The sequence below is a fragment of the Pseudomonas sp. RA_105y_Pfl2_P56 genome, assembly GCF_963970845.1.
Classification (GTDB): domain Bacteria; phylum Pseudomonadota; class Gammaproteobacteria; order Pseudomonadales; family Pseudomonadaceae; genus Aquipseudomonas; species Aquipseudomonas baetica_A.
Genome location: NZ_CAXAPL010000008.1, coordinates 124,575 through 137,374 on the forward strand (window position 1 = coordinate 124,575; position 12,800 = coordinate 137,374).

Below are 12,800 nucleotides of genomic sequence, written 5' to 3' on the forward strand. Positions count from 1 at the left end.
GCCATGCACGATCTCGAACTGACTGAAGAACAAGTCATGATCCGCGACATGGCCCGGGACTTTGCCCGCGGCGAAATCGCACCCCACGCGCAAGCCTGGGAAAAGGCTGGCTGGATCGACGACGCTTTGGTGGCGCAAATGGGCGAACTGGGTTTGCTCGGCATGGTCGTGCCAGAAGAATGGGGCGGCACTTACGTCGACTATGTGGCGTATGCGTTGGCGGTCGAAGAAATCTCCGCTGGCGACGGCGCGACGGGTGCATTCATGAGCATTCACAACTCCGTCGGTTGCGGCCCGGTGCTCAATTACGGCAGTGACGCCCAGAAGCAGACCTGGTTGGCGGATCTGGCCAGCGGTCAGGTCATCGGCTGCTTCTGCCTGACCGAACCCCAGGCCGGCTCCGAAGCGCACAACCTGCGCACTCGCGCCGAACTGCATGATGGCCAGTGGGTGATCAACGGCGCCAAGCAATTCGTCAGCAACGGCAAACGGGCGAAACTGGCTATCGTGTTTGCGGTGACCGATCCGGATCTTGGCAAGAAAGGGATTTCCGCGTTTCTGGTACCGACCGATACGCCCGGTTTCATCGTCGATCGCACCGAACACAAAATGGGCATCCGCGCCTCCGACACCTGCGCGGTGACGCTGAACAACTGCAGCATTCCCGAGGCCAACCTGCTCGGTGAGCGCGGCAAGGGTCTGGCGATTGCCCTGTCCAACCTTGAAGGCGGACGCATCGGCATCGCTGCGCAGGCGCTCGGCATCGCCCGTGCGGCGTTTGAAGCGGCGCTGGCTTACTCGCGTGATCGGGTGCAGTTCGGCAAACCGATCAACGAGCATCAGAGCATCGCCAATCTGCTGGCCGACATGCACATGCAATTGAACGCAGCGCGGCTGATGATCCTGCATGCGGCGCGGCTGCGCACGGCGGGCAAGCCGTGCCTGTCAGAGGCTTCACAGGCCAAGTTGTTTGCTTCGGAAATGGCCGAGAAGGTCTGTTCGTCAGCGATTCAGATTCATGGCGGGTATGGGTATCTGGAGGATTATCCGGTCGAGAAGTATTACCGCGATGCGCGGATTACCCAGATTTATGAAGGGTCGAGCGAGATTCAGCGAATGGTGATTGCCCGGGAATTGAAGAACTACCCGCTATAACCGTGCGGGCCTCCTCCCGGTGGAGAGGCGGCCCAATGGTCAAACCCCCAAAAGCTTCGCGGGCAAGCCCGCTCCCACAAGGTTCTGTGCAGCCCTGTGAGGGCGGGTTTGCCCGCGATAGCGTCAGTAATTACTTGCCCTGGAACTCCGGCGCCCGCTTGGCCACGAACGCCGCCATCCCTTCCTTCTGATCCTGTGTGGCAAACGCGGCATGGAACACCCGGCGCTCAAAACGTACGCCTTCCGTCAGGTTGACCTCGAACGCTCGGTTGACGCTTTCTTTGGTCATCATTGCAATCGGCAGCGACTTGCTGGCAATGACGGCGGCCACCTTCAGCGCTTCATCCAGCAGTTCATCACTGGGCACGATCCGCGCGACGATGCCGCAGCGCTCGGCTTCCACGGCATCGATCATGCGCCCGCTCAGGCACATTTCCATGGCCTTGGCTTTGCCCACGGCACGGGTCAGGCGCTGGGTGCCGCCCATGCCCGGCAGGACGCCGAGGTTGATTTCCGGCTGGCCGAACTTGGCGTTGTCGCCGGCCAGAATAAAGTCGCACATCAACGCCAGTTCACAGCCCCCGCCAAGGGCGAAGCCGTTGACCGCTGCGATGATCGGCTTGCGTCGATTGGCGACACGGTCGCTGTCGCTGAACAGATCGTCCATGTAGATCTGCGGATAGGTCAGCTCGGCCATTTCCTTGATGTCGGCACCGGCCGCGAAGGCTTTCTTCGAACCGGTGAGGACGATGCAACCAATGTTCGCGTCAGCTTCCAGCCCATCGAGCGCATGGTTCACTTCGCTGACCAGTTGCGCGTTCAGCGCGTTCAGCGCCTGCGGGCGGTTCAGGGTGATCAGGCCAACGCGGCCGTGGATTTCCAGCAGAATCGTTTCGTAAGTCATGAATAAAAACTCCTTCTCAAAGATTGCGCGAAATGACCATGCGCTGAATATCACTGGTGCCTTCGTAGATCTGGCAGACACGCACGTCGCGGTAGATGCGCTCCAGCGGGAAGTCGTTGAGGTAACCGTAACCGCCCAGGGTTTGCAATGCCATCGAGCAGACCTTCTCGGCCATTTCCGAGGCGAACAACTTGGCCATCGACGCCTCGACCAAGGCCGGTTGACCACTGTCACGCAGGGCGGCAGCGTAATGCACCATTTGCCGCGCAACGGCGATCTGCGTGGCCATGTCAGCGAGGCGGAACGCCACGGCCTGATGCTCGATGATCGGCTTGCCGAAGGTGTCCCGCTCGCGGGCGTAATCGCGCGCGGCTTCGAACGCGGCGCGGGCCATGCCCACCGCTTGCGAAGCAATGCCGACGCGCCCGCCCTCGAGGTTGGCCAAGGCGATCTTGTAGCCCTCGCCCTCCTCGCCCAAGCGGTTCGCGACCGGGACTTTGACGTCTTCGAAGAGAATCTGGCAGGTGTCCGAAGCATGCTGGCCGAGCTTGTCTTCAACGCGGGCCACTTTGTAGCCCGGCGAATCGGTCGGCACGATAAGTGCGGTGATTCCGCGTTTGCCGGCACTCGGATCGGTCACTGCAAACACAATGACAATCCCGGCGTTTTGCCCCGACGTGATGAACTGTTTGCAGCCATTGAGCACGTAGTGATCACCTTCCAGGCGTGCACGGGTTTTCAGGCTGCTCGCATCGGAACCGGCTTGCGGCTCGGTCAGCGCGAACGCACCGAGCATTGCGCCGCTGGCCAGCGGTTTGAGGAAGCGCTCGCGCTGATCGTCGTTGCCAAACTTGAGAATGGGCACGCACCCCACCGAGTTGTGCACGCTCATGATGGTCGAGCAGGCGCCGTCGCCGGCCGCGATTTCTTCCAGGGCCATGGCATAGGCCAGGTAACCGGTGTCGCAACCGCCCCACTGCTCCGGCACGAGCATGCCGAAGAAGCCCAGTTCGGCCATTTCGCCGATGGCTTCCTTGGGAAACCGGTGTTCGCGATCCCACTCGGCGGCGAACGGTTTCAGCCGCTCCTCGGCAAACTGCCGGGCCATGTCGCGGATCTGGTTTTGGTCTTCGTTGGCAATCATGGTGAATCCTTAAATCCGGGGGTGACTACACAGAACCCTGTGGGGGGGGCTTGCTCCCGAAAGCGGTGTGTCATTCAAAAGTGATGTGCCTGACACAGCCACTTCGGGAGCAAATCTCCTCCCAGCGTTGGGAATGGTTGGCCTTAGTAGACGCATTCCACGGCCATGGCCGTCGCTTCGCCGCCGCCGATACAAATTGCCGCGATACCGCGTTTGAGGTTTCTCTGGCGCAAGGCCGAGAGCAAGGTCACCAGAATCCGCGCGCCGGATGCACCGATCGGATGGCCCAAGGCACAGGCGCCGCCGTGCACGTTGAGTTTGTCGTGAGGAATTTCCAATTGAGTCATCGCCGCCATGCCGACCACAGCAAACGCTTCGTTGACCTCGAACAGATCAACGTCGCCCAGCGACCAACCGGTTTTCTTGATCAATTTCTTGATCGCACCAATCGGCGCCACCGGGAACAGGCCCGGGGTGTCGGCGAACGCTGCGTGGCCGTGAATCACCGCCAGCGGTTTCAAACCGAGTTTCTGCGCCTGCGACTGACGCATCAGCACCAGTGCAGCGGCGCCATCAGAGATCGAACTGGCGTTCGCCGCCGTCACCGTGCCGCCTTCGCGGAACGCAGGCTTCAGTGAGGCGATCTTGTCGAGTTTGGCTTTCGGCGGTTGTTCATCGTGGCTGATCAGCACCTGCTCTTTGCCAACGGTCACGGTCAGCGGGACGATTTCGGCCTTGAAGCTGCCGTCCTTGATCGCTTGCTGGGCGCGGGTGGTCGAAGCGATAGCGAACGCGTCCTGGGCTTCACGGCTAAAGTGATGGGTTTGGGCGCAATCTTCGGCGAAGGTGCCCATCAGCCGGCCTTTGTCGTAGGCATCTTCGAGCCCGTCGAGGAACATCGAATCAAGCACGCGGCCATGGCCCATGCGGTAACCGGCGCGGGCACGATCCAGCAGATAAGGCGAGTTGGACATGCTTTCCATGCCGCCGGCAATGACCACATCGGCGCTGCCAGCGACCAACATGTCGTGGGCGAGCATGGTGGTTTCCATGCCTGAGCCACACATTTTGTTGACCGTGGTGCAACGGGTCGACTTATCCAGCCCGGCGCCGAGTGCGGCCTGACGCGCAGGCGCCTGACCGAGGCCGGCCGGCAATACGCACCCGAACAGCACTTCGTCGACCGAGTCGCTGGCAACACCTGCACGCTCCACCGCCGCCTTGATCGCGGCAGCGCCGAGTTGTGGCGCGGTGAGGCTTTTCAGTTCGCCTTGAAAGCCGCCCATGGGGGTGCGGACAGCGCTGACGATGACAATCGGATCGTTGGAAAGGGTCATGACAAATCCTCCTTACTTGGCGGCCATGCGCAAGGCACCGTCGAGACGGATCACCTCGCCGTTGAGCATGCTGTTTTCGATGATATGCCGAACCAGCGCGGCGTACTCGGCTGGCTTGCCCAGACGCGGCGGGAACGGTACGCCGGCGGCCAGCGAATCGCGGACTTCCGGGGTCATGCCGGCCATCATCGGCGTTTCGAAAATGCCCGGGGCGATGGTCATCACGCGGATGCCGAAGCGCGCCAGCTCACGGGCGGCCGGCAGGGTCAGGCTGGCGATCGCGCCTTTCGAAGCGGAATACGCCGCTTGGCCGATCTGGCCGTCGAACGCTGCGACCGAGGCGGTGTTGATGATCACGCCGCGTTCGCCGTCGGCATTGGCCTCGGCTTCGGCGATGGCCGCAGCGGCCAGGCGCAACATATTGAAGCTGCCGATCAGGTTGACGTTGATCACTTGGGCGAAACTGCTCAGTGCATGCGGGCCGTTCTTGCCGAGGATCTTCTCGCCACGAACGATGCCGGCGCAGTTGACCAGACCGTTGAGGCTGCCGAAGGCTTTGACGGTCGCCTGCACGGCAGCTTCGGCGGCGGCTTCGTTGCTGATATCGGCCACCACGCTTTGCGCGCCCAAACGCTGCGCCTGTGCGGCGACTGCTTCGGCATTCATGTCCACCAGCATCACTTTGGCGCCGGCACTGACCAGCAATTCAGCCGTGGCGGCACCCAGGCCGGACGCGCCGCCGGTGACGATAAAAACCTTGTTTTCGATCTGCATGACTGTACTTCCTGATTCAAGCTGAAACGTTATGCGCCGCGGCCTCTTGAGCCTTGGCGATTTCCTGGTTGCGCAAGATAAAGCGCTGCAATTTGCCACTCGGGGTTTTGGGCAACTCGCTGACAAATTCGATTTCACGCGGGTAGGAATGCGCGGCCAGACGCTTGCGTACGTGTTGGCGCAGCTCTTCGGCCAACTCCGGCGCGGCGCGGTATTGCGCACTCAGCACGACGAACGCTTTGACCAGTTCAGTACGCTCCGGGTCGGGCTTGCCGACCACCGCCGCTTCGACCACGGCCGGGTGCTCAATCAGCGCACTTTCGACATCGAACGGGCCTACGCGGTAGCCCGATGTGGTGATCACGTCATCGCTGCGGCCGACAAAACTGATGCTGCCGTCCGGGTTCCATTCCACGGTGTCACCGCTCAGGTAGTAGTCGCCGACGGACGCCTTGGTCGGCGCGCCTTCGTAACCGCCGAACCAACACATCGGCGATTGCGGACGGTCGATGGCGAGAATGCCCGGCTGGCCGACACCAAGTTCGTTGTACTGATCGTCGAGCACCACAATGCGATGACCCGGCGAGGTAAACCCGGCAGCGCCAACATGAACAGGGTGTTCGAGGCCGTGGTGATTGCACAGGACCATGCCCAGTTCGGTCTGGCCGTAATGGTCGTGTATGACCACGTCGAGGTGGTCGGCGAACCAGCGGATCACTTCCGGGTTCAGCGGCTCGCCGGCGCTGCTGACGATGCGCAGTTTGCCCTTGATCGACTTGGCGAACTCGTCACCGCCGGCAATCAGCAAGCGATACGCCGTTGGCGAACCGGTGAGGTTGGTGATGCCGTACTTGTTGATCACCCTGCAGGTACTTTCCAGGGTAAACGGGCCGTCGTAGAAGGTGATCGGGTGGCCCATCGACATAGGGCCGGTGACGCCGTAATAGATGCCGTAGGCCCAGCCCGGATCGGCGACGTTCCAGAACGCATCTTCCGGGCGCAGATCCACGGCATCGCGAGTGTAGCTCTGGAACGCGACGATGGCTTTGAGCGGCACCGACAGCGCTTTCGACGGGCCGGTGGTGCCCGAGGTGAACATCAACAGGAACGGGTCTTCGCCAGTCAGCAGCACCGGTTCGCAGGCATTGGAATAATGAGCCAGTTCGGCCCAGAAACTGAAATCGCCCCGGACGATGCCCTGCCCTTTGGCGCCACTGACGGTGACCAGCGTCGGGCAGTCTGCAACTTCCGTGAGTTTCGGTCGGTTGACGGCGTCAGTGACCACGATTTTGGCGCCGGAGCTGTTCAGGCGATGTTCGAGGGCTTTGGGGCCGAACGCGGTGAACAGCGGCTGATACACCGCGCCGATGCGCCAGGTGGCGAGCACGGTGATGAGCAATTCGATGTTGCGTGGCAGCAGGCCGGCGACCTTGTCGCCCTTCTGCACGCCCTGGGCGAGGAGGAAGTTGGCGAAACGCGAGGCTTTGTCCTGCAGGTCGCTGAAGGTGTACGTCGCACTGGCGCCGTCGCGGCCTTCCCAGAACAGCGCAATGCGCCCGGGCAAGGCATGACGGTCGCAACATTCGACGCAGGCGTTGAGCGCCGCCAGCGTACCGCTGAGCGCGGCATCCACGGTGTGCTGATAGTTGAACTGTTCGGTGGCAGACAAGTAATCGCGCATTGCCAGAATCCCTCTGTGTTTTTATTAGGCTGGGAACCGTAAACAACACAGCGATAGTCGCGCTGTGGTGGGCTTGGGGCAATGGTCAAAGCCATCAAAGTGGCTGACTGGTTTGGCCAAGCGCTGGTAAGTGTGCTGCCCGTTCCGGCCTCTTCGGGAGCGGGTCTGTTTCCACAGGGGAATGCATTTCAAGCTGAGGGAGCTGATCTGAACTGTGGGAGGGGGATTGCTCCCGAAGGCGTCGGGCCGGGCGACGGATGATCTGGATCAGACCGCCTCATTCAGGATCAACGTGCGATAGTGCCCAGGATTGGACCCCGACCACTTGCGAAACGCTTTGTAGAACGAACTGGCATCGGCAAACCCTAGCCGCGCTGCGATCTCGACAAAACTGATCGAAGGCTCCGCCAGCCACATAATCGCCAACTCCTTGCGCACACTGTCCTTGAGGCCTTGATACGTCTGCCCCTCCTCCGCCAGGCGTCGGCGCAACGTTGAAGCCGACATGCACAATTGCTGCGCCAGCGCTTCGGTTTCAGGCCAGCTCTCGGCGGGCAACTGACGCAAATCCTGTTTGATCCGACTGGCAAAGCTTTGTGGGTCGCGGTACTTCACCAGGATGTTGGCCGGCGCGTGGGCCAGGAAACGTTGCAACTCCTCGACACTGCGTTTGATCGGTAGATCCAGCACGTCGGCCGCGAAGATCATCCGTGTGCGAGGTCGGTCGAACCGCAGGTTTTCCGAAAACATCACTCGATAATCATCGGTGAAGTCCGGTTCCGGGCAGCGCAGTTCGATGGCCATGATCGGGATACGTCGCCCGGCCAGCCAGCAGGCAACACCGTGGACGATCATCCAGTAGGTGAAATAGGTAAAGGCGCGGGCGGGTTCAGGTTCGTCTTCAAGCAAAACGATTTCCGCGAGGCTCTGCTGATGCACCAGTTGCGCAGGCAGACGTTCAAGCATCAGCGACAGAAATCCCAGGCCGCTGCTCAAACCGGCAGCAAGTGTCGGTTGCGCCATCGCGCTACGACAGAGGAACTCAAGGCTGCCTGACTTGAGCTTGCGCGGGTCCATGCCGAAAAACTCGTCATCGCCGCGCCGCGCCAGCAAGCGCCAGAGTTTGGCGTATTGCGAGGCCGCTACTCGGCCATCGCCTGCGTGCAGCAAGGCTGGAGCAATGCCGACCTTGTTCAAGACGTCTTCAGTGGCCGCGCCCGGGGCACAGCTCTGCAGCAGTGCTTCACGCACCAATTGAACGGCGATGGTGTCTTTTTCCGACATGGAGCGAGGCAGACCTGGTTGTTTTTGACTGTGCGGCATCTTAACGCAGGACTTGAATTCAACACGAATCAACCGTGGTTGCGAGCAAGCCCGCTGCTCCAGAGACCTGCGCAGCACAAAAATCAGGATTGTTCAGCTAACGTTCAGGTTTATGCCAATCAGTTTCATTTGCGAATGAGTGTCATTATGTTACAACTTGTAACTTCTTCGAACGACCTATTGGATACCGAATGCTTGTCCCCTTCCTGATCATGCTGCGCGAAGGCATTGAAGCCGCGCTGATCGTTGGCATCATCGCCAGCTACCTGCAACAGACCGGCCGTGGCCAATGGATGCCCGCCGTGTGGATCGGCGTATTTCTCGCCGCCGCGCTAGCGCTGCTGGTGGGTGGCGGGCTGGAACTGGTCAGTGCCGAGTTCCCGCAAAAGCAGCAGGAGCTGTTCGAAGGCATGGTCGGGCTGGTGGCCGTGGGGGTTCTAAGCGCCATGGTCTTCTGGATGCGCAAGGTCGCGCGCTCGATCAAACACTCGCTGCACGCCTCGCTGGACGAAGCGCTGACCTCTTCCAGACACCAGGTCATCGCGCTGATCGCCATGGTGTTCTTCGCCGTGGCCCGCGAAGGTCTGGAAACGGTGTTCTTCCTGCTCGCCGTGTTCCAACAGAGCGAAGGCCCCGGCGCGCCGATTGGCGCCCTGCTCGGCCTGATGCTGGCCATCGTTGTTGGGTTCCTGATCTACAGCGGCAGCATGCGCCTCAACCTTTCTGCGTTTTTCAAGTGGACCGGGCTGTTCATTCTCGTCGTCGCTGCGGGGATTCTCGCCAACTCGGTGCAGGCGCTGCATGAAGCCGGGCTGTGGAATCACCTGCAAACCGTAGTTTTTGACTTCAGTGCCACGCTGCCGATGGGCGGGCCGCTGGGTTCAGTGCTGGCCGGCATGTTCGGTTATCAGGACACCCCAACCCTCAGCACCCTTGGCGCTTATCTGATCTACCTGATGGTGGCGCTGGTGGTGTTTTTCCTCCCGGCTGCACCGACCCAACCCGTCGCACAACCGAATTCTGTTTCCAGCCAATAAGGGCACCCATGTCAAAGCCTAATACTCCCCAGGCCTCGCCTCCCCGCGCCTTGCGTTGGGCGGTGGCCGGCTCGGTGATCGTGATGGTCGCCGCCGGTGGCCTGTTCTATTACGCCTCGCAATTGGCGGCGGCCAAACGAAAGCACAACCTCAACGAAGTGGTGGTCAACATTCATCCGGGCAACTGCGAGCCCAATGAATTGAGCGTACCGGCCGGCCGCGCCAGTTTCCGTATCGTCAACCGCTCCGAGCGAGCAGTGGAATGGGAAATCCTCGACGGCGTGCTGGTGGTCGAGGAGCGCGAGAATATTGCGCCGGGCCTGAGCCAGGCAATCAACGCCAACCTGCAACCCGGCGACTACGCGATCACGTGTGGCCTGCTGAGCAATCCGCGCGGCACTTTACATGTCACGCCCACAGCTGCTTCTGACGCCGCGGCCAAAGCCAAGCCCTCGATGATCGCCTTTGTCGGGCCGTTGTCGGAGTTCCGCGTGTATCTGGCCAGCCAGGGCAGCGCGCTGATCAAAGCCGTGACCGTGCTTGATCAGGCGATCGCCAGCGGCGACTTGAGCCAAGCGCAAGCGGCGTATCTGCCGGCTCGTGCGGCCTATCAACACCTGGCTCCTGCTGCGCAGCGTCTGGCCGAACTGGATAACAGCATCAACGCCCGCGCCGATTACTTTGAAAAACGCGAGCAGGATCGAGCCTTTGTCGGTTTCCACCGGATCGAATACGGCCTGTTCCAGCAAGGAAAACTCGACGATCTCGCACCGGTTTCTCAGCGCTTGCTGACCGACGTCACCACGCTCATACAGCAATTGCTCGCCCAGTCGCTACCACCGGAACAACTGGTCAACAGCGTCGTGCGCAACCTCAGCACACTCGCCGACGTCCGCGCCGCCAGCGGTGAAGAAGAGCGCTACAGCCACAGCGACCTCAACGGTTTTGCCGCCAACCTGCAAACCGCACACAAAGTCGTGGACCTGCTGCGACCGATGCTGAGCAAGTCTGCTGCCGATCTGTTACCGAAAGTCGACAAGGCTCTGGCGGACTTCGATACCGAACTCAACACCTACAAGATCAAGGACGGCTACGCCCGCTACGACACGGTCAGCGGCGAACAACGCAAACAGATTGCCGACAAGGCTCAGGCTCTGGCCCGCGCGCTTGATGGCATCGATCCCGCCCTCGGCCTCTCCGGCCTGTAAGCAGAAGACGAGTACCGATGAAAGATTCAGAACAACTCAACCTGCAGCGTCGCCGTGTCCTGATGGGCATGGGTGCCGCCGGTGTCGCCCTCGCAGGTTCGGCCCTGAGCTGCCCGGCCATGGCCGCCGCAACGGCACAAGTCACCGAAGCCCCGAGTAGCGAAAAGACTGAAGACCGCCACGACTTCCACGGCATGCACCAGACCGGCATCGTCACCCCGCGCCCGGCGTCGGGCATGCTGGTGTCGTTCGATGTACTGGCCAGTGATCGCGAAGACCTTGAACGACTGTTTCGCACCCTCAACGAGCGCATCGCCTTTCTGATGAAGGGCGGCCCCGTGGCACAGATTGACCCGAAACTGCCGCCCCCGGATTCCGGCATCCTCGGCCCGGTGGTCACGCCGGATAACCTGACCATCACCGTTTCGGTGGGTGAGTCGCTGTTCGATGAGCGCTTCGGCCTAGCCGACGCCAAACCCAAGCGTCTGATCCGCATGGTCGGTTTCCCCAACGATGCACTGGACGCCGACTGCTGCCACGGTGACCTCAGCCTGCAGTTTTGTGCCAACACCGCCGACACCAACATTCATGCCCTGCGCGACATTGTGAAGAACCTGCCTGATCTGCTGCTGGTGCGCTGGAAACAGGAAGGTAGCGTGCCGCCACAAGCCCCGGCCAAACCCGGTGTGCCGGCGCAGTCGGCGCGCAACTTCCTCGGTTTCCGGGATGGCTCAGCCAACCCCGATTCCACCGACGGCAAAGCCATGGACCGCGTGGTCTGGGTGCAACCGGACAGCGATGAACCTGCCTGGGCCGTGCATGGCAGCTATCAAGCGGTGCGGATCATCCGCAACTTCGTCGAGCGCTGGGATCGCACGCCGTTGCAGGAACAGGAAAGCATCATCGGTCGGGTCAAAACCACTGGCGCGCCGATGGGGGCCCGACATGAAACCGAAGTCCCGGATTACAGCAAAGATCCGGCCGGCAAGCTGACCAAACTCGACGCGCACATCCGCCTGGCTAACCCGCGTACCGCTGCGAGCCAGGCCAACCTGATCCTGCGTCGGCCGTTCAACTATTCCAACGGGGTAAACAAGAACGGTCAGCTTGACATGGGGTTGCTGTTCATCTGCTACCAGGCCGACCTGGAAAAAGGCTTTATCACCGTGCAGACCCGCCTCAATGGCGAACCGCTTGAGGAATACCTCAAACCCGTCGGCGGCGGTTACTTCTTCACGCTTGCGGGCGTTACGGGCGACAAGGACTTCATCGGTCGCTCGCTGCTTAATGCCACACAACCGAAAACCGCTGCCTAAAACAATCAAGACACTGGAGCCGCCCCATGAAAAAAACGCCACTCGCGCTATTACTGACCCTTGGCTTGCTCAACACCCCGCTGTCGGCTTTCGCAGCGACCTCTGCACTGGATCTGGTCGGGCCGGTGTCGGACTACAAGATCTACGTCACCGAACAACTCGATGAGCTGGCCAGCCACACTCAGCAGTTCACCGATGCGGTGAAGAAAGGCGACCTGGCGACTGCGCAAAAGCTCTATGCACCGACCCGCGTTTACTACGAGTCGATCGAACCGATTGCCGAGCTGTTCAGTGACCTTGATGCGTCTATCGATTCGCGTGTCGACGACCACGAAAAAGGCGTGAAAGCGGAAGATTTCACCGGGTTCCACCGCATCGAGTATTCGCTGTTCTCTGAAAAGAGCACCCAAGGCCTGGATACGTTGGCGCATGGTTTGAACAAAGACGTCAAAGACCTGCAGAGCCGCGTGGCCGGTCTGACCTTCCCGCCTGAGAAGGTGGTGGGGGGGGCTGCGGCGTTGCTTGAGGAAGTTGCCGCGACCAAGATCACCGGTGAAGAAGATCGTTACAGTCACACCGACCTGTACGACTTCCAGGGCAACATCGACGGCGCGAAGAAAATCGTTGATCTGTTCCGTCCGCAGATCGAAAAACAGGACAAGGCGTTCGTCGCCAAAGTGGACAAGAACTTCGCCTCCGTGAATAAAGTTCTGGCCAAGTACAGGACCAAGGACGGTGGTTTCGAGACGTATGACAAGGTGAAGGATAACGACCGCAAAGCGCTGATCGGGCCGGTGAATACCTTGGCTGAAGACCTGTCGACCTTGCGTGGAAAGCTGGGTCTGAACTGAGTTTTTATAGCGTTTGATACGGCCCGCTCGCGAGCAAGCCCGCCCCACACTGGATCTGTGTCGATCACCT

The 12,800-nt window shown here is 60.8% G+C and carries 11 protein-coding genes; 5 read left to right on the forward strand and 6 right to left on the reverse strand.

Annotated elements, in window-relative coordinates; all coding sequences use genetic code 11:
• Positions 1-3 precede the first annotated feature (3 nt).
• Entirely contained in the window at positions 4-1,155 is a 1,152-nt protein-coding gene (locus tag AACY11_RS08150) for an acyl-CoA dehydrogenase family protein (protein ID WP_339465086.1), read from the forward strand.
• Positions 1,156-1,285: 130 nt separating this feature from the next.
• Here AACY11_RS08150 and AACY11_RS08155 read toward each other — a convergent pair whose 3' ends face one another.
• From AACY11_RS08155 to AACY11_RS08180, 6 genes are all read right to left on the reverse strand, one after another.
• Positions 1,286-2,059 carry an enoyl-CoA hydratase gene (locus AACY11_RS08155; RefSeq protein WP_339494371.1) on the reverse strand — a complete coding sequence of 258 codons (774 nt, stop codon included), beginning with the start codon at positions 2,057-2,059 and terminating at the stop codon, positions 1,286-1,288.
• Positions 2,060-2,075: 16 nt separating this feature from the next.
• The gene (locus AACY11_RS08160) at positions 2,076-3,203 is read right to left on the reverse strand and encodes an acyl-CoA dehydrogenase (protein ID WP_339494372.1); all 1,128 of its coding nucleotides are present in this window, start codon (positions 3,201-3,203) and stop codon (positions 2,076-2,078) included.
• Positions 3,204-3,346: 143 nt separating this feature from the next.
• Positions 3,347-4,540 (reverse strand): acetyl-CoA C-acyltransferase, encoded by a 1,194-nt coding sequence (locus AACY11_RS08165; protein ID WP_339494374.1) that lies wholly within the window; start codon positions 4,538-4,540, stop codon positions 3,347-3,349.
• A gap of 12 nt (positions 4,541-4,552) precedes the next feature.
• The gene (locus AACY11_RS08170; protein WP_095126290.1) at positions 4,553-5,314 is read right to left on the reverse strand and encodes an SDR family NAD(P)-dependent oxidoreductase; all 762 of its coding nucleotides are present in this window, start codon (positions 5,312-5,314) and stop codon (positions 4,553-4,555) included.
• Between the two features lie 16 nt (positions 5,315-5,330).
• The gene (locus AACY11_RS08175) at positions 5,331-6,995 is read right to left on the reverse strand and encodes an AMP-binding protein (RefSeq protein WP_339494378.1); all 1,665 of its coding nucleotides are present in this window, start codon (positions 6,993-6,995) and stop codon (positions 5,331-5,333) included.
• A 267-nt stretch (positions 6,996-7,262) separates the two neighbouring features.
• Positions 7,263-8,279 (reverse strand): AraC family transcriptional regulator, encoded by a 1,017-nt coding sequence (locus tag AACY11_RS08180; RefSeq protein WP_339465093.1) that lies wholly within the window; start codon positions 8,277-8,279, stop codon positions 7,263-7,265.
• A gap of 230 nt (positions 8,280-8,509) precedes the next feature.
• Between AACY11_RS08180 and efeU the strand changes: the two genes are divergently transcribed.
• From efeU to efeO (AACY11_RS08200), 4 genes are read left to right on the forward strand one after another with little or no spacing between them, the layout of a single operon-like run.
• Positions 8,510-9,355 (forward strand): iron uptake transporter permease EfeU, encoded by an 846-nt coding sequence (gene efeU, locus AACY11_RS08185; protein WP_339465094.1) that lies wholly within the window; start codon positions 8,510-8,512, stop codon positions 9,353-9,355.
• Between the two features lie 8 nt (positions 9,356-9,363).
• On the forward strand, positions 9,364-10,563 hold the full coding sequence (efeO, locus tag AACY11_RS08190) for an iron uptake system protein EfeO (RefSeq protein WP_339494379.1): 1,200 nt from the start codon (positions 9,364-9,366) through the stop codon (positions 10,561-10,563).
• A 17-nt stretch (positions 10,564-10,580) separates the two neighbouring features.
• On the forward strand, positions 10,581-11,879 hold the full coding sequence (efeB, locus tag AACY11_RS08195; RefSeq protein ID WP_339494380.1) for an iron uptake transporter deferrochelatase/peroxidase subunit: 1,299 nt from the start codon (positions 10,581-10,583) through the stop codon (positions 11,877-11,879).
• A 26-nt stretch (positions 11,880-11,905) separates the two neighbouring features.
• Entirely contained in the window at positions 11,906-12,730 is an 825-nt protein-coding gene (gene efeO / locus AACY11_RS08200) for an iron uptake system protein EfeO (RefSeq protein WP_339494382.1), read from the forward strand.
• The last annotated feature ends 70 nt before the right edge of the window (positions 12,731-12,800 follow it).